This window comes from Modestobacter altitudinis (assembly GCF_005930475.1).
In the GTDB taxonomy this organism is placed as follows: Bacteria; Actinomycetota; Actinomycetes; order Mycobacteriales; family Geodermatophilaceae; genus Modestobacter; species Modestobacter altitudinis.
Window position 1 is genome coordinate 1 of sequence record NZ_SJEW01000095.1, and the last position, 16005, is coordinate 16005.

General features: G+C 75.1%; 15 protein-coding genes. 8 read left to right on the forward strand and 7 right to left on the reverse strand.

Features of this window, described 5'->3' with window-relative positions:
- Positions 1 to 72: 72 nt before the first annotated feature.
- Positions 73 to 2049: an arabinofuranosyltransferase gene (locus FHL79_RS22880; protein ID WP_138760861.1), complete on the reverse strand. Its 1977-nt coding sequence runs from the start codon at positions 2047 to 2049 to the stop codon at positions 73 to 75.
- 184 nt (positions 2050 to 2233) lie between these two features.
- Here FHL79_RS22880 and FHL79_RS22885 point away from each other — a divergent pair, with 184 nt between their 5' ends.
- From FHL79_RS22885 to FHL79_RS22900, 4 genes are read left to right on the forward strand one after another with little or no spacing between them, the layout of a single operon-like run.
- Positions 2234 to 3139, forward strand: a complete 906-nt coding sequence (locus FHL79_RS22885) for a glycosyltransferase family 2 protein (protein ID WP_138760862.1) — start codon at positions 2234 to 2236, stop codon at positions 3137 to 3139.
- A 13-nt stretch (positions 3140 to 3152) separates the two neighbouring features.
- A complete protein-coding gene (locus FHL79_RS22890; protein ID WP_138760863.1) occupies positions 3153 to 4262 on the forward strand; it encodes a mannose-1-phosphate guanylyltransferase in 1110 nt (369 codons plus the stop codon).
- A 28-nt stretch (positions 4263 to 4290) separates the two neighbouring features.
- Positions 4291 to 5061, forward strand: coding sequence for an SDR family NAD(P)-dependent oxidoreductase (locus tag FHL79_RS22895; protein ID WP_138760864.1), 771 nt, complete (start codon positions 4291 to 4293; stop codon positions 5059 to 5061).
- Positions 5061 to 6011, forward strand: coding sequence for a DNA-3-methyladenine glycosylase family protein (locus FHL79_RS22900; RefSeq protein WP_138760865.1), 951 nt, complete (start codon positions 5061 to 5063; stop codon positions 6009 to 6011). Before FHL79_RS22895 ends, FHL79_RS22900 begins: the two co-directional genes overlap by 1 nt.
- Positions 6012 to 6082: 71 nt before the next feature.
- Here FHL79_RS22900 and FHL79_RS22905 read toward each other — a convergent pair whose 3' ends face one another.
- Together FHL79_RS22905 and rfbA are read right to left on the reverse strand one after the other, a co-directional pair.
- Positions 6083 to 7870 carry an arabinofuranosyltransferase AftB family protein gene (locus FHL79_RS22905; protein WP_138760866.1) on the reverse strand — a complete coding sequence of 596 codons (1788 nt, stop codon included), beginning with the start codon at positions 7868 to 7870 and terminating at the stop codon, positions 6083 to 6085.
- A gap of 219 nt (positions 7871 to 8089) precedes the next feature.
- Entirely contained in the window at positions 8090 to 8953 is an 864-nt protein-coding gene (gene rfbA, locus FHL79_RS22910; RefSeq protein ID WP_138760867.1) for a glucose-1-phosphate thymidylyltransferase RfbA, read from the reverse strand.
- A gap of 122 nt (positions 8954 to 9075) precedes the next feature.
- On the opposite strand from rfbA, the gene rfbB reads away from it, so the two are divergent.
- Together rfbB and rfbD are read left to right on the forward strand one after the other, a co-directional pair.
- Entirely contained in the window at positions 9076 to 10071 is a 996-nt protein-coding gene (gene rfbB / locus FHL79_RS22915) for a dTDP-glucose 4,6-dehydratase (RefSeq protein WP_138760868.1), read from the forward strand.
- Complete coding sequence (gene rfbD / locus FHL79_RS22920; protein ID WP_138760869.1) at positions 10068 to 10949, forward strand: dTDP-4-dehydrorhamnose reductase; 882 nt, start codon at positions 10068 to 10070, stop codon at positions 10947 to 10949. The genes rfbB and rfbD overlap by 4 nt, the downstream gene beginning before the upstream one ends.
- A gap of 42 nt (positions 10950 to 10991) precedes the next feature.
- On the opposite strand, the gene FHL79_RS22925 is transcribed toward rfbD, so the two are convergent.
- From FHL79_RS22925 to cofD, 3 genes are read right to left on the reverse strand one after another with little or no spacing between them, the layout of a single operon-like run.
- Positions 10992 to 11591 (reverse strand): dTDP-4-dehydrorhamnose 3,5-epimerase family protein, encoded by a 600-nt coding sequence (locus tag FHL79_RS22925; protein ID WP_138760870.1) that lies wholly within the window; start codon positions 11589 to 11591, stop codon positions 10992 to 10994.
- A 46-nt stretch (positions 11592 to 11637) separates the two neighbouring features.
- Positions 11638 to 12705, reverse strand: a complete 1068-nt coding sequence (locus FHL79_RS22930) for a coenzyme F420-0:L-glutamate ligase (protein ID WP_138760871.1) — start codon at positions 12703 to 12705, stop codon at positions 11638 to 11640.
- Positions 12698 to 13648 (reverse strand): 2-phospho-L-lactate transferase, encoded by a 951-nt coding sequence (gene cofD, locus FHL79_RS22935; RefSeq protein WP_138760872.1) that lies wholly within the window; start codon positions 13646 to 13648, stop codon positions 12698 to 12700. Before cofD ends, FHL79_RS22930 begins: the two co-directional genes overlap by 8 nt.
- A 295-nt stretch (positions 13649 to 13943) precedes the next feature.
- Between cofD and FHL79_RS22940 the strand changes: the two genes are divergently transcribed.
- Entirely contained in the window at positions 13944 to 14294 is a 351-nt protein-coding gene (locus FHL79_RS22940; protein ID WP_439331139.1) for a WhiB family transcriptional regulator, read from the forward strand.
- Between the two features lie 556 nt (positions 14295 to 14850).
- The gene (locus FHL79_RS25985) at positions 14851 to 15444 is read left to right on the forward strand and encodes a GNAT family N-acetyltransferase (protein WP_246081144.1); all 594 of its coding nucleotides are present in this window, start codon (positions 14851 to 14853) and stop codon (positions 15442 to 15444) included.
- On the opposite strand, the gene FHL79_RS25290 is transcribed toward FHL79_RS25985, so the two are convergent.
- Positions 15441 to 16005 (reverse strand): hypothetical protein (locus FHL79_RS25290; RefSeq protein ID WP_171058304.1); only part of this gene is annotated, 565 nt, incomplete at its 5' end. The genes FHL79_RS25985 and FHL79_RS25290 overlap by 4 nt on opposite strands.

Below are 16005 nucleotides of genomic sequence, written 5' to 3' on the forward strand. Positions count from 1 at the left end.
CCCCACCCATACCCGGGACACGGCGACCCAGCGGCGGGGGCGGACGGCCCCTGCGGCGGTCCCGGGAAGCCCTCAGGGGCGCAGCGCGGCGACGGTCCGGTCGCCGACCTGGGTGCTCACGAAGTCGGAGGAGGCGAACAGGTCCGCCGGCAGGCGGACCGTCCACGCGGTCGAGGTCGCGGTGTCTGGGTCCCACGAGGAGGAGGAGAACCGGTAGGCGTCGCCGTCGAGAGCCAGCACGAAGACCGTGGGCGCCGTCGGGTCGGCGCGCAGCGCGGCCACCACCTCTGCTGGTGACCGCCCCTCCAGGTCCTCCAGGAACGCCTGGCGCGCCGGGTAGTCGCCCACCGGGTTGGAGTACAGCTCCCACCACTGCAGGTAGCCGTGCAGCGGGCTGGTGGCCATCAGCGGGATGTCGTCGGTCAGGACCGGGCCGGTCTCCCGCTGCCCGGCCGCGCGGGCTGTCCGCACCGCCGCGGCGTGCAGCTCGTCGGCCGAGGGGTCCCCGGTGTACTGCATCCGCATGGCCCGGCTGGCCACCACGGGGTGCGAGCCGTCCGGGTAGGCCACGCCCCGGGCGAGGTCGCGCAGGTCGCTGTCGAGGGACAGCCACTCCTGGGCGTGTGCGCTCGTCCCGACGAACAGGCCCACGGCGAGGGCGGCCGCGGCCGGCCGCCGCCAGTCCCGGCCCCGGGTCCAGCGGGCGGCCCGCGGCAGGAACTCCACCGTGGCGAGGGTCCCGCCGGCCAGCAGCGCGGTCGACAGCACCAGGACCAGCCGGTGCGCGAGGACGCCACCCCCCAGCTGCCCGATGACCAGCTGGACCAGGCTGAGCACCAGGACGGTCACCAGCAGTCCTTGGCAGCCGCGCAGCCGGGGGTGCGCCTTCCCCGACAGGCCCAGCAGCGCGACGGCGCCGAGCACCGCCACGACGAACCACGGCGACCCGGTCACGGTGAACAGGTGCACGTAGGACTCGCCCTCGACCCAGGAGGTGGCCGCCGAGGACGGTCGGCCGGCGTCGACCCACGCCAGCGCGAAAGGGCCCAGCCAGGGCAGCACCAGCAGGACCGAGGTCAGGCCGGCGACCGCGACCTCCCCCCAGGCCGCGCGGCCGCCACGCCGCGCGGCCACCACGAGCACGGCCAGCACGCCGACGACGGCGTAGAGCAGGTAGAGCCACGCGGCCACGGCCAGCGCGACGCCGAGCGCCACCCCCCGGCGCCAGCCGACCGGGCCGCGGGACGTCCCCCACCAGGTCAGCAGCGGCGGGAGGGACAGGGTCACCACCCAGCTGTAGGGCTCCGATGCGCCGGCGCCGAGCAGCGTCGTGGCGCCGAGCCAGGCCGCGGACGTGGCGGGCTGGCCGACGATCGTCACCGTCAGCAGCAGGGCGGACAGCCGGGTGCTGCAGGTGCGGCGCCAGAGCCAGAAGGCGAGTGTCGCGGCCAGGAACAGCGTCGCGACGGCCGTCCACTTGTAGGCCTGCCAGGCCGGGACGCCGCTGGTCGCCGAGGCGGCCCCGACCAGCCAGAACCAGCCGGGGGAGTAGAAGGCCGGGGCGCCGGCGTAGGTGTAGTCGGCCAGGCTGGTCAGGTCGTCGGCGAACCGGGTCGCGTACTCCAGCCGGAAGGACTGGTCGCCGAACGGGCCGGAGAAGAACCAGTCGGTTCCTTGCAGCGAGACGACGGTCAGCGCCGGCAGGAGGCAGGCGACCACGGCGGCGGCGGTGTGGTGCGCCACGGCGGCGCGCCGGGTGAGCAGCCAGCCGAGGAGGCCGGCGGTGAGCAGCGCGACCAGGGACGCCTGGTACTGCAGGTGCAGCTCGCCGACGTCGGTCAGCGCCAGGTGCACCAGCCACAGCGCGGCCGGCACCAGAGCCCAGGGCAGCAGCGACAGCGCTCCCGGAGCCCTCTGGGGCCGGTCGGTCGGCCGGGCCACGGCGGTGTTCTCGGCGGTGTCCTGGGTGGGGGCCTCGGCGGCGACGTCGGGCTCGACGCTGTCGTGGTCGTGGTCGTGGTCGTCGTCGGTCGTCGGGTCGGACTCCATGTGCGTCCTCATCCACTGGCGGCGGGCTGCGCGTGCCGTGCCCCGGAGGGACCGTGGCCGTGTGCGCCGTCTCATCCAACAGGGCCCGGCCTACCGGTCGGCCACGGGCCCGGGCGCAGAGGGCACGGACGGGTGACGTCCGGCCGCCGCAGTCCTCGGGCGTCCTGGCCGATACGTTGGTTCGGTGTCCGCCCTGAACGAGCCGCCGCCGCTGCGGGTGGTCGCCGTGACGTACTCCCCGGGGGAGTCCCTCGACGGCTTCGTCGAGTCGCTGGCGGAGGCCACCACCGCACCGACCGACGTCGTCCTGGCCGACAACGGCTCCACCGACGGTGCCCCGGAGCGGGTCGTGGCGGCTCACCCGCACGTCCGGCTGCTGCGCACCGGCGGCAACGTCGGCTACGGGGCGGCAGCAAACGCCGGGCTGGCCGACGTCCCGACCGGCTGGGCGTTGGTGGCGAACCCCGACCTCCGGTTCACGCCAGGGTCGGTCGACGAGCTGCTGGCAGTGGCCGCGCGGTGGCCGCGCGCCGCGACCGTGGGCCCGGCCATCCGCACGCCGGACGGCGAGCTGTACCCCTCTGCCCGCGACCTCCCGCGACTGTCCACCGGGATCGGCCACGCACTGCTGGGCTGGTTCTGGCCGGCCAACCCGTGGACGGCGCGCTACCGCCGCGAGCGGGAGGCCCCGCGGGAACGGCCGGCCGGCTGGCTGTCCGGGTCCTGTTTCCTGGTCGACCTGGCCGCGTTCCACTCCGTCGGGGGCTTCGACCCCGGCTACTTCATGTACTTCGAGGACGTCGACCTCGCCGCGCGGCTGGGCCGGCGGGGCTGGCTGAACGTGTACGCGCCGTCGGCGGTCGTCGTCCACGAGGGTGGTCATGCGACCCGTCGTGACCCGCACCGGATGCTGCGGGTGCACCACACCAGCGCACTGCGCTATCTGTCCGCGGAGCACCCCGGGCGGGTGAACGTGCCCCTCCGGACGGTGCTGAGACTGGGCCTGGGGGCCCGGTTGCTGGTGTCCTGGGTCAGCGGCCGGGTGGCCGCCGGGGCGCGCTTCCAGCGCGCCGCGGACGAGTTGGACTGACGGGGGCGGCACGGTGCAGCACGCAGTGATCATGGCCGGTGGCTCGGGGACGCGGCTGTGGCCGCTGTCCCGGTCGGCGCGACCGAAGCAGCTCCTGGACGTGGTCGCCGACGGGGACGGCGCCGGCGCCGGCGCGCACAGCCTGCTCGCCGAGGCGTTCACCCGGCTGCAGGCGGTGCTGCCGGCCGACCGGATCTGGGTCTGCACCGCGGCCCGGTACGCCGCGGCGGTGCAGGCGGCGCTGCCCGAGCTGCGCCCCGACCGGCTGGTCCTCGAGCCGGTGGCCCGGGACACCGCCAACGCGGTGGGCCTGGCCGCGGCCCTGGTCGCCGACGTCGACCCCGACGCGGAGCTCGCCGTGGTGAGCGCCGACCACGTCATCCGGCCGGTCGAGCGCTTCGCCGCCGCGCTGCGCACCGCCTACGACGTCCTGGCCGTGCGGCCGACGGCGCTGGTCACCCTCGGGGTGACCCCGACGTCGCCGGCGACCGGGTTCGGCTACGTGCAGAAGGGCCCGCCCACCGAGGTGCCCGGCGCGGCCGAGGCGGCGTCGTTCCGGGAGAAGCCCGACCGCGTGACCGCCGAGGCCTACCTGGCTGGCGGCGGGTACCTGTGGAACTCCGGCATGTTCGTCTGGCGGGCGAGCACCGTGCTGGCGGCGCTCGCCGAGCACCTGCCCGAGTCAGCCGCCGGGCTGGACCGGATCGTGGCCGCCCAGGCCGGGCCGGCGCGGGACGCGGTGCTGGCCGAGGTCTTCCCGACGCTGCCCAAGATCAGCGTCGACTACGCCGTGCTGGAGCCCGCGGCCGCCGAACCCGGCCGGGTGGTCGTGGTCGACCTCGACGTCGACTGGCTGGACGTCGGCTCCTGGCCCGCCCTGGCGCACACGCTGACCACCGACGGCGCCGGCAACGCCACCCGGGGCCTGACCGTGCTGCTGGACAGCTCGGGCAACGTCGTCCTCAGCGACGACCCCGAGCACCTGGTCGCCCTGGTCGGGGTCCGGGACAGCGTCGTCGTGCACACCTCCGACGTGACGATGGTCTGCCCGGTCACCGACGCCGAGCGGGTCAAGCAGCTGCTGGCCGCGGTCCAGGAACGCTCCGGCCCGCGCTACAGCTGACCGAGGCCGCCGGGATACCTTGGCGGGCATGAAGGACCTCGACGTCGCCGCTGTCGTCACCGGAGGGGCCTCCGGCCTCGGGGAGGCCACCACCCGCGCGCTGACCGCCGCGGGCGCGGCGGTCACCGTGCTGGACGTCGACGCCGACCGCGGGCAGGCGCTCGCCGCCGAGCTCGGGGGGCACACCACCTTCGTGCGCACCGACGTCACCGACGAGGCGTCGGTGCAGGTGGCGATCGACGACGCCACGGGCAAGGAACGGCCGCTGCGGATCGCGGTCAACTGCGCGGGCATCGGCTACGCCGCCCGGGTGCTGAACCGGGACGGCTCACCGCACGAGCTCGCCGCCTTCACCCGCACCGTGGGCGTCAACCTGATCGGCACCTTCAACGTGCTGCGGCTCGCCGCAGCTGCGATGGCCCGCACCGAGCCTGACGCGGAGGGCGAGCGCGGGGTCGTGGTCAACACCGCCTCGATCGCCGCCTACGACGGCCAGATCGGCCAGATCGCCTACGCCGCCTCCAAGGGCGGGATCGTCGGGCTGACGCTGCCGGCCGCGCGGGACCTGTCCTCGGTCGGCGTCCGGGTGTGCACCATCGCCCCCGGCCTGGTCGACACCCCGCTGCTGGCCTCGCTGCCGGAGGAGGCCCGTACGGCGCTCGCCGCCGGCATCCCGTTCCCCAAGCGGCTGGGGCGTCCGGAGGACTTCGCCGAGCTGGCGCTGGACATCGTGCGGCACGGCTACCTCAACGGCGAGGTCATCCGGATGGACGGCGCGCTGCGCATGGCGCCGCGCTGATGGAGCAGCTGCTGGCGCGCGAGGCGCCGGCGTACGAGGACGTCTGGGCGCCGGACTGGGCGCTGGACGTCCGCCGGGTGGTCTCCCGGGACCGGCGTGGCACCGGCGACCCCACCCTGCGCTTCGCCGAGGACGGCGTCTGGCGCACCACGACGACGCCCGACGGGCCGGCCACCGTGCGGCTGACCGGCTCCGCGGCCGCGCTGCGGGTGCAGTCCTGGGGGCCGGGAGCGGACTGGGCCGGCCGGCGGGTGCCCCGCTGGCTGGGCGCCGAGGACGGCCTGACCGGCTTCGACGCCGCTTCCCACCCGCTGGTGGCCCGGGTGCACCGCGCCACCCCGTGGCTCCGCCTCGGCAGCACCGGCCGGGTGTGGGACGCGCTGGTGCCCGGCGTCCTGGAGCAGAAGGTGACCGGCATCGAGGCGCACCGCACCTGGCGGGAGCTGCTGCGGCTCACCGGGGACCCGGCGCCGGGGCCGGCGCCGGCCGGGATGCGGGTGGTGCCCTCGCCCGAGCAGGTGCTCGCGGTGACCGACTGGGAGTGGCACCGCTGCGGCCTGGACGGCGCGCGCCGGCGGGCGCTGCGGGCCGTGGCCTCGGTGGCGTCCCGGCTGGAGGCGGCCGCGCACGGGGCGGACGGCTGCGCGGCGGACTGCGCCGACCTGCGTCGGCGGTTGCAGTCGGTCCCCGGCATCGGGGTGTGGACGGCGGCGGAGGTGGCCCAGCGGGCGATCGGCTGCCCGGACTCGGTGAGCGTGGGCGACTACCACCTCAAGAACCTGGTCGGCTGGTCGCTGGCCGGACGGAAGACCGACGACGCCGGGATGCTGGAGCTGCTGGAGCCCTGGCGGGGTCATCGCCAGCGGGTGGTCCGGCTGCTCGAGGTCGGCGGCAGCATGCCGCCCAAGCGGGGCCCGCGGATGGCGCCCAGCGACCACCGCGGCCGCTGACGCACGAACGGCCTGCGCCGCGCCCCGTGTCGACGACAGGCGTGGCGCAGGCCGTGGGCCGTGCGGGGAGGTCAGCAGAACTGGCCGCGGGCCTCGCCGGGGTCGACCGGGATGCGGAACGAGGTCATCTCCGGCGCGTGGACGACGTTGGAGAAGAAGCGGCCCACGGTGAGCTCGCCGCTGGTCGCCTCGATCAACTGGGCGGCGTCGCCGCAGCTGAGCGCGGAGCGCGCGGCGGCCACGCCCGCGGGGTCGGAGAGGCCGGGCGTGACCTCCTCGGCCAGCTCCGGGGCGCCGTACCGGGCGAGCAGGTACCAGGCCGGGAAGATCTTCTCGTGGCCCGGCCGTCCCGGCGGCCCGGGGGCGATGTGCGAGGCGATCGGGTCGGTGAGGCCGAACCCGTCGATCACGAAGACCGAGCTGCTCGAGGCCACGCCGTAGAACCCGGCGTTGCCGACGGAGAAGACCATCCCGCCCGAGGAGGGCGCGAGGACGGCCAGCGGCGTGCTCGGTCTGACCGGCACGACCTGCAGCACGATCTCGTCGCGGCCCTCGCGCGCTGCCCGGTTCACCTGGTCGGTGTAGGCCGACACCCCGGCGCCGCCGTGGTCGGCGAGGGTGATCGGGTTCTTCACACCCGCGAGCGCTGCGTAGAAGCCGCGCTCGTCGGCGAGGCCGCTGTCGGCGACCGAGTCGGCGTAGTCGATGCGGAGGAGGAACACGGAGCTGACCGCCCACACCGCGGCGCCGGCGAGCAGCGTCCCGGTGACGGCCGCGTGCCGGCGGGTCACCGGCAGCGCCGCGACCGGGCACAGGGCGAGGAAGACGCTGGGCATCAGCAGCCGGGCGTGCATGAAGTCCCCGCCGACCCGGACGACGTAGAGCGCGTGCACCGCCGCGGCGCCGAGGACGACGACGACCAGCACGAACTCCCGCCGCCGCCACCGGGCCTGCGGGGCGAGCACCGCCAGCAGGGCCAGCGCGAGGAGCGCGGGGACCCACAGCAGGTGCGGCGCGACCAGGTCGGCCAGGTAGACGAAGCCACGCGACCACAGCGGCCGGCTGGACTCCTTGGCCACCGCGGTGTTCGGCACCAGGAGGCCGTAGTAGCCCATCCGGAACACCTGGTAGGCGACCGGCAGCACGCCGGCGATCACCAGGCCGAGGGCCCGCTGCCACCAGCGCCCCGCGCCCATGACGACCACGAACAGCAGCAGGATGCCGGCGATGACGGCGAAGTCCGGCCGGACGAGGGGGCCGACGCCGAGCAGGACCAGCAGCCAGACCGGGCGGTGGGCCAGCGGGACGTCGCGCTGCACCCAGCGGACCAGGCCCCAGAAGCTCAGCGCGATCCAGGAGAAGGACAGCCCGGTCTCCAGGCCGGAGGTGGTGAAGTCCCAGGTGGGCGGCAGGGCGGCGAAGACGGCGATGCCGAAGGGCACGACCACCCAGGACGGCGCCTGGGCCCACAGCCTGGCGGCGGCGATCGAGGCGACGGTCACCGCCGTCGCGGTCAGGGCGAGGCCGAGCACGACGCTGACCCAGGGTGCGGCGTCCCCGGGCACGATCGCGTCCGCGACGGTGAGCACGGCCAGCCACAGCGGGCTGGTCGCCACCTCGACCCGCTCGCCGGCGTTGAAGACCGGCCCGTTGCCGGCCAGCAGCTCGTGGACGACGCGGAAGTTGATGAAGGCGTCGTCGGAGGTCCAGCGCTTCAGCCAGCCGAGGACGAGGACCGCCAGCGCCACGGCGGCGGTCAGCGCGAGGTGGACGCCCCAGCCGCCGCGGGCGGGGGGGTGGTCGGAGGCCGTCGAGCCGCCGCGCTCCACGGGCGTCGTGGCCGAAGTGCTGGTTGACAAGAGTCCGTCCGTCCTCGTTGGTCTGCCGCGGGGGGAGGCGGTCCGGTGCCGCCTGCACCGGAGGTCCTCCGAGCGTCCCCTACCGGGAGCCGTGAGGGGAGGGCTCCGCAATGCTGACCATACGAGGTGGAACGGTCCGGCTCCCGGCACCCGGCGTGTCCTGACGAACGGACGGGGCGGCTGGGCTGGATGGTGCGGAGCGGGTGCCTCAGAGGGCGGTCAGCCGCCCAGCAGACCCAGCAGGTAGGCACCGTAGCCGCTCTTGCCCAGCGGTTCGGCGATGGCGCGCAGGCCGTCGTCGTCGAGCCAGCCGTTGCGCCAGGCGACCTCCTCGATGCAGCCGATCTTCAGACCCTGGCGTTCCTCGACGACGGAGACGAACTCGGTGGCCTGGCGCAGCGAGGCGAAGGTGCCGGTGTCCAGCCAGGCGGTGCCGCGGTCGAGCACGGTGACGGTGAGCCGGCCGGCCTGCAGGTAGTGCTCGTTGACGGCGGTGATCTCCAGCTCTCCGCGGGCGCTGGGGGTGATGCCGGCGGCGACGTCGACGATGTCGGGTGCGAAGAAGTACAGGCCGGGCACGGCGTAGGAGCTCTTCGGGGTGGCCGGCTTCTCCTCGATGGACAGCACCCGGCCGGCCTGGTCGAACTCGACCACGCCGTAGTCGGTGGGGTTGGCCACGTGGTAGGCGAACACGTGGCCGCCGTCGGGCTCGGGGAGCCGGGCCAGCGCGGTGCCCAGGCCGGCGCCGTAGAAGATGTTGTCCCCCAGCACCAGCGCCGCGGACTGCCCGGCGAGGAAGTCCGCGCCGATCAGGAACGCCTGGGCCAGGCCCTCGGGCCGCGGCTGGACGGCGTAGTCGATGCGCATGCCCACCCGGCTGCCGTCCCCCAGCAGCCGGGCGAAGGCGTCCCGGTCCTCCGGGGTGGTGATGACCAGCACCTCACGGATCCCGGCCATCATCAGCGTGGACAGCGGGTAGTAGATCATCGGCTTGTCGTAGACCGGCATGAGCTGCTTGCTCACGCCCAGGGTGATGGGCCACAGCCGACTGCCGGTCCCACCGGCCAGGATGATCCCGCGCACCCGGTGACCGTATGCGGTGGGCGCGACGAGCCACGCCGTCAGGGCGTTGGCGCTCACCCCGCCGGATGAGCCCCACCGTGGCGGGCTCCGGTGGGCCGGTCGCGTTGGTTAGCGTCTGCGGCATGCGCGTCCTGGTCACCGGCGGTGCCGGCTTCATCGGTTCGCACTACGTGCGCACCATGCTCTCCGGTGGTTACCCCGGCTTCGAGGACGCGCAGGTGACCGTCTTCGACAAGCTCACCTACGCCGGCAACCTCGCCAACCTGGCCCCGGTCGCGGACAACCCCCGCTACCGGTTCGTCTTGGGCGACATCTGCGTGGCCGCCGACCTGGACGCCGCGCTGCCCGGGCACGACGTGGTGGTCAACTTCGCCGCCGAGTCCCACGTCGACCGCTCCCTCACCGGCGCGGCCGGGTTCGTGCTGACCAACGTCCTGGGCGCCCAGCAGGTCTTCGACGCCGCCCTGCGGCACCGGGTGCGGCGGGTGGTGCACGTGTCCACCGACGAGGTCTACGGCTCCATCGAGCACGGCTCGTGGACCGAGGACCACCTGCTGGAGCCCAATTCGCCCTACTCCGCGGCCAAGGCCGGCAGCGACCTCATCGCCCGCGCCTACGCGCAGACCTACGGGCTGGACATCTCCATCACCCGCTGCTCCAACAACTACGGGCCCTACCACTTCCCGGAGAAGGTCATCCCGCTGTTCGTGACCAACCTCCTGGACGGGCACAAGGTGCCCCTCTACGGCGAGGGCGCCAACGTCCGGGACTGGCTGTTCGTCGACGACCACTGCCGCGGCATCCAGCTGGTGCTAGAACAGGGCGCGGCCGGGGAGTTCTACAACATCGGCGGCGGCCGGGAGCTGTCGAACAAGGAACTGACCGCCAAGCTGCTGGAGGCCACCGGCCGCGACTGGTCCTACGTGGACAACATCGTCGACCCCCGCGGCGGCGGACACGACCTGCGCTACTCCGTGGACCACTCCAAGACCGCCGCCCTGGGCTACGCCCCCCGGATGTCCTTCGAGGACGGCCTGGCCCTCACCGTCCAGTGGTACCGGGACAACCGCCCCTGGTGGGAGCCGCTCAAGGCCGCCGCCGCCACCGCCCGCTCGTGAGCACCTCCTGGCTGGTGACCGGCGCCGCCGGGCAGCTGGGCACCGACCTGCAGACCGTGCTGGCCGACCGCCCCGGGGACAGCGTCACCGCCGTGGGCCGGGACCGGCTCGACCTCACCGACGAGGCCGGGGTCCGCTCCGTCGTCCGGGAGTGGCTCGACGGGTCGGCCGGACGCCGTCCGGTGCTGGTCAACGCCGCGGCCTACACCGCCGTCGACGCCGCCGAGACCGACGAGGCGACCGCCGAGCTGGTGAACGGTGCTGCGCCGGGCTGGCTGGCGCAGGAGCTCGCCGGTCGGGGCCGGCTGGTGCACGTCTCCACCGACTACGTCTTCGACGGCGCGGCCACCGAGCCCTACGCCGTGGACGACGAGCCGGCGCCGCGCACCGCCTACGGCCGCACCAAGCTCGCCGGGGAGCGGGCCGTGGCAGCCGCGGGGGGCGACGCGGTCGTCGTCCGCACGGCCTGGGTCTACGCGGCGCACGGCAGCAACTTCGTGCGCACCATGCTGCGGCTGGAGGCCGAGCGGGACACCGTGTCCGTCGTCGCCGACCAGACCGGCAGCCCGACCTGGTCCGCCGACCTGGCCCGCGGGCTGGTGCAGGCGGCGTCCTCCGACGTCACCGGGCTGCTGCACGCCACCAACAGCGGCGCGACCACCTGGCACGGTCTGGCCCGGGCGGTGTTCGAGCTCTCCGGCGCGGACCCGGCGCGGGTGCTCCCCACCTCGACCGACGCGTTCCCCCGCCCGGCGCACCGGCCTGCCTACAGCGTGCTGGACCCGGTCGGCTGGACCTCGGCGGGGCTCACCGCGCTGCCGCCCTGGCACGAGTCGCTCCGGGCCTGCCTGGCCCAGCTCGGCGCCCTCCGCCCCTGACCCCCGGAGGGGCAGGAGTGGCCACTCCTGCCCCTCCGGGGGTCAGGCGCGGAGCTGGTCGTAGCGGGCGGTGCACTGCTCCAGGGTGGGCAGCAGGCCCTGCTCGCGGGCCTGGGCGAGGGAGGGCGCGGCGAGGTCCTTCGCGGACAGCTCGAACTCCACGTCGGCCGGCCACGGCAGGTCCAGTTCGGGGTCCATCGGGTGCACCCCGAACTCCCGGCCCGGCGAGTACCCGCTCGACACCAGGTAGGTCACCGAGCTGGCGTCGGCCAGCGACACGAACGCGTGCCCGAGTCCCTCGGCCAGGTACACCGCGCGCGGTTGCTCGCTGTCCAGCAGCACCGCGTCGTGCACCCCGAACGTCGGCGAGCCCACCCGCACGTCCACGACGACGTCCAGCACCTTCCCGGCCGGGCAGTACACGTACTTGGCCTGCCCCGGCGGCACCAGCGCGAAGTGCACCCCGCGCAGCGCCCCGCGGGCGGACACGCTGTGGTTGGCCTGCGCCAGGGTCAGCCCGAACCCGGTCGCCTCGGCCAGCACGTCGGCCCGGTACCACTCGGTGAACCGGCCGCGGGCATCCCCGTGGGGCACCAGGTCCAGCACGTAGGCATCGGGCACGGCGAGCTCGCGGATCTGCACGCCACGACGCTAACGACCGCCGGCCGGCGCGCCGCGGGACGTCCCCTCAGGTGGGGGGTGCGCCCATCCGCAGCCGGCCGACCAGCCCGCTGCCGCCCAGCGTGGCCACCGGCTGCCAGCGGGTCGCCCAGCCCTCGGCGGAGAGCTGGACCAGGGCCGCGCCGACGATCGCCCCGACGGCGAGGGTGGCCCGGGGGGTCACCGGCTCGGCGAGGTGGACGTCGATCACGTCGCCGTCGTCGCCGTCCTCCTCGGGTCCGTACCGGAAGACGACGGGGAACTCGGGCAGCGCGGCCACGGCGACCCGGAACGCGTCGGTGGCCGCGGCGAGGGCGCCGTCCCGGGCGATGAGCCGGTCGGCCGGCGCGCGGCCGGGGACCACGTCCCGGGTGCCGGCGCTGAACAGGTCGCCGGCGCCCAGCCGCACCAGCGGGCGGGCTCCCGGGTCGGGGTCGGGGGCGGTGAAGGCCAGGCCGCGGACGACCGCCACCGGCACCCCGGCGAGCTTGCCCTTCACCAGGTCGCCGGCCGCCGCCAGCTCGTCGACCACGGCCACCTGGGTGGTCTCCAGCCGGTTGCCGTGGGCGTCGACGGCGCCGCGGTGGTCGACCAGCGCGGGCAGCCCGGCCGCGCCGATGGCCACGTCGCTGACGCCGTCCCGCCACGGCCGGCCGAAGGTGTCGCTGACCACGACGGCGACGGTGACGCCGAGCAGCTCTCGGAGCCGGGCGCGCAGCAGCCGGGCGGAGGCGTCGGCGTCCTCGGGCAGCAGCACCAGGGCGTCACTGGCGACGTTGGAGGCGTCGATGCCGGCCGCGGCCACCACCCACCCGTGCCGGGTCTCCACGATCCGGAGCGGGCCGCGGCGGGCGACCACGCGCACCGTCTCGGCGTCGATGGCGCGCTGGCGGGCGGTCTCCCGGTCGGTGCCGGGGTCGACCCGAACGAGGTTGCCCTCGACCTTGGCCACGACCTTCGAGGTCACCACCAGCACGTCGCCGTCGGCCAGCCACGGGGCCGCGCCGGCCAGCGCCCCGGCGAGGTCGTCACCGGGCCCGAACTCCGGCAGCCCCGGCACCGGGTGGACCGAGATGCCGGCCGTCGGTTCAGACACCGGCGGCGTCGAGCGCGGCGCGGGCCAGCGCCCGGGTGGCCTCGGGGTCGGTCATCAGCAGCGGGACGGCGCGGACGTCGACACCCGGCACCGTGGCGCGGTCCCCGGTGTGCACCAGCCAGGCGTCCAGGACGCCGTCGGCCGACCTGGCGCCGTAGTGCCTGCCGACGCCCTCGGCGCTCACCTCGACCCCGACCACGGGCAGGCAGCGGTCGGCCATGCCGCGCAGCGCCGCGCCGTCGACGATGGGGGAGACCCCGACGACCCGGCCGGCGGCGGCGCGGACGGCGTCCCGGATGCCCGGCACCCCGAGCACGGTGCCGATCGACACGACCGGGTTGGACGGGGCGAACAGGACGGCGTCGGCGGAGCCCAGTGCCTCGACCACGCCGGGGGCCGGGCGTGCGTCCTCCACCCCGACCTGGACGAAGGCCTGCGCGTCGAGGGCTGCGCGGTGCCGCACCCACCACTCCTGGAAGTGGACGGCCTGCGGGCGGCCGGTGTCGGGGTCGGTCACGACGACGTGGGTCTCGACCCGCTGGTCGCTCATCGGCAGCAGCCGCACCCCGGGCTGCCAGCGCTGGGCCAGCGCGGCGGTCACGTCGGAGAGCGGGTACCCGGCGTCCAGCATCCGGGTGCGGACGAGGTGGGTGGCGAGGTCCCGGTCGCCGAGCCCGAACCAGGTGGGCTCGGCGCCGTAGGCGGCCAGCTCGTCCTTGACCGTCCAGCTCTCACCGCGGCGGCCCCAGCCGCGCTCCTCGTCGATCCCGTCACCGAGCGTGTACATGACGGTGTCCAGGTCGGGGCAGATCCGCAACCCGTGCAGGGTCACGTCGTCCCCGGTGTTGACCACGACGGTGACCTCGGCTGCAGGGACTGCAGCGAGCACGCCGCGGAGGAACCGGGCGCCACCGACGCCGCCGGCGAGAACGACGATGTGCACGCCACCATGGTGCCTGATCGTCAGATGTGCACTGTGCACCGGATGGGCAGATGCCGATCTAGCCGAAACACGCCCGACGATCTCGGCAGATGGTGCTGTGATAGACGGCGTGTCGAGGTCTCCTGTCACCACATAGGTACATGTTGTGACGGGTGAGACGCATGGGGGCGTTCGTTACACCGACCCGACTTGACCTCGACTCAACGACACGCGTGTAATTCCGACATTGTCATCAGGCGCTGGCGGTCCGGGAAGAGCCCGGAGCGAGCACCGTGACGGAGCGAGGGGACGCAACGTGATGGCCGAGGTGTCGTGGTTGAGCGAGTACAAGAGCGCAGCAGCAGGGTCGACGCCGGCCGCCTACGGAGCAGACGTGCTCGGCAAGGCCGGGGCCTTCGACGCCTCCTTCCCGGGCATGGACGCCGACGACCAGGGCTGGCAGGAGCAGGCGCTGTGCGCCGAGACCGACCCCGAGGCGTTCTTCCCCGAGAAGGGTGGCTCGACCCGCGAGGCCAAGAAGATCTGCACCGGCTGCGAGGTCCGCACCGAGTGCCTGGAGTACGCGCTGTCCAACGACGAGCGCTTCGGCATCTGGGGTGGCCTGTCCGAGCGCGAGCGCCGCCGGCTGCGCCGTCGCGCCGTCTGAGCAAGGACCCCCTTCCTCCCCACCCTTCGCAAGCTCAGGGCGGGCCCCTGGGAGGGGGCCGTTCCATCGCGTCACCAGGCTCGCGGCGGGCCCCTGCAGCGGGCCGTTCCATCGGGTCGCCTGCCGTTCCATCCGCTCACCACTGCACCACCTCCCCTCGCACGGGCGGCGCAACGAGGCGCCGGCTCGTGGGTGGGCCGACCTCCCCGCGGGGGCGCCGGCCCTGATGTGGTCGACTGGACCCGTGTCCACCCGGGTCGTCGACGGTCGGGCCCGCGTGGTCCGTGAGGTCCGCGCCGCCGCCCCGCTCATGTCCGATCTCGCTGCTCCCGTCCCCGCCTCAGGGCCGTGGTTGACCGCAGCCCTGAACGCCCAGCCGACCCGCCCGTTCTCTCCGGTCTCCACCCGGGCGGTGGTGGTCGGGCAGTCAGGCCTCCCTGCAGGGGCCCGTCGCGAGCCTGCGAGCGGCGGGGGGCAGGGCGGTCCTCCCACGGACGGGCTGGCCCTGCTGTCGTACCGGCGTCGCGGCCCGGCGACGGCGGTCACCCTGCTGGGTGTGGACCCCGGTCCGCTGCCCGGAGGCCGGCCGGCCGGCCGGTTGTACGCGCGCGACGACGAGGTGGCCGGCCGGCTCGCGGACGGGGTCGCCGACGCACTCGACGGCCTGCGCGGCCCGTGGACCCTGCACCTGGCCGGACTGCCGCTGGGGGACCCCACGCTGCGACGCCTGGCCGCGGCGATGCCCGACTCGTCGCTGGCCACCAGCCGCAGCCGCCGGCTGGTCGACGAGCTGGACACCGTCGCGGAGGTCCAGCGCAGCCGCGACCCCGCCGAGGTGGAGCGCCGGCTGCCCGCCGTGCTGGCCCGGGTGCCCGAGCGCCAGCGGACCTTCGTGCGCGCCGTGGCCCGGCTGCTCGCAGCGATCGGCCAGCTCGAGGTGGCGGTGGTCCCGGCGGCGGACGGTCCGGCCGCCGTCCTGCTCACGCTGCTGGACCGCCGCACCACCGGCGAGGACCGGTGGCCGTGGTGGGGGTCGAGCGACGTCGGGGGGCTGCGGCGGGAGCTCGGCTCCCCGACCGTGGCGCTCACCGCCTCGGCGGGCCTGCGCCGGCTCGGCCGCCGCGGCGCCGCCCGCCAGCTGTCGGACTAGTCGTCCGGTCCGCCGGCCGGCAGCTGCAGCACGTTGACGCCGCGGTCGGCCGTGGTGGACGCGCTGTCCGCGCCGAGCCGCAGGACGCCGGTCGCCGGGACCGGGGCGCCCGCGGTCGCGGCTGCACCGGCTGCAGTGACCGCCACGGTGAGCTGGTACGTCCGGCCGGTGTAGGTCGGCGCGCTGCCGTTGGGCCGGGTGTAGGTGGGGAACCGCCCGGCCAGGTCGATCCGGTCGCCGTCCCGGGACAGCCGCAGGTCCGGGTCGGTGAGGTCGGCGTACTCGGTGAGCGAGGGCACGCAGCCGGCGCCCACCGGGTCGGCCGGGGGCTCGGCGGTCAGGCAGTTGAAGGTGGGCAGCCGCACGTGGGCCAGCGACCGGCGACCGTCGGTGGTGAGGCTGACGCTGGGGTAGGTGACGGTCAGCCCGACGGCGCGCGGCTCCAGGACGACGCCCTCGAAGGTCACGCTGGCGGCCACGCCGGTCCGGCCGAGCGGCACGGACTCGAAGGCCAGGGCGGCGGCTGCGGTGGCCGCGGGCGGGACGGCGGCGGGGGTGGAC

Bases quoted from the DNA above. Each gene is read 5' to 3' on its own strand.
- FHL79_RS22900 (WP_138760865.1), top strand. From the start codon at position 5,061: ATGGAGCAGCTGCTGGCGCGCGAGGCGCCGGCGTACGAGGACGTCTGG.
- rfbB (WP_138760868.1), top strand. From the start codon at position 9,076: ATGCGCGTCCTGGTCACCGGCGGTGCCGGCTTCATCGGTTCGCACTAC.
- FHL79_RS22880 (WP_138760861.1), bottom strand. From the start codon at position 2,049: ATGGAGTCCGACCCGACGACCGACGACGACCACGACCACGACCACGAC.
- FHL79_RS22895 (WP_138760864.1), top strand. From the start codon at position 4,291: ATGAAGGACCTCGACGTCGCCGCTGTCGTCACCGGAGGGGCCTCCGGC.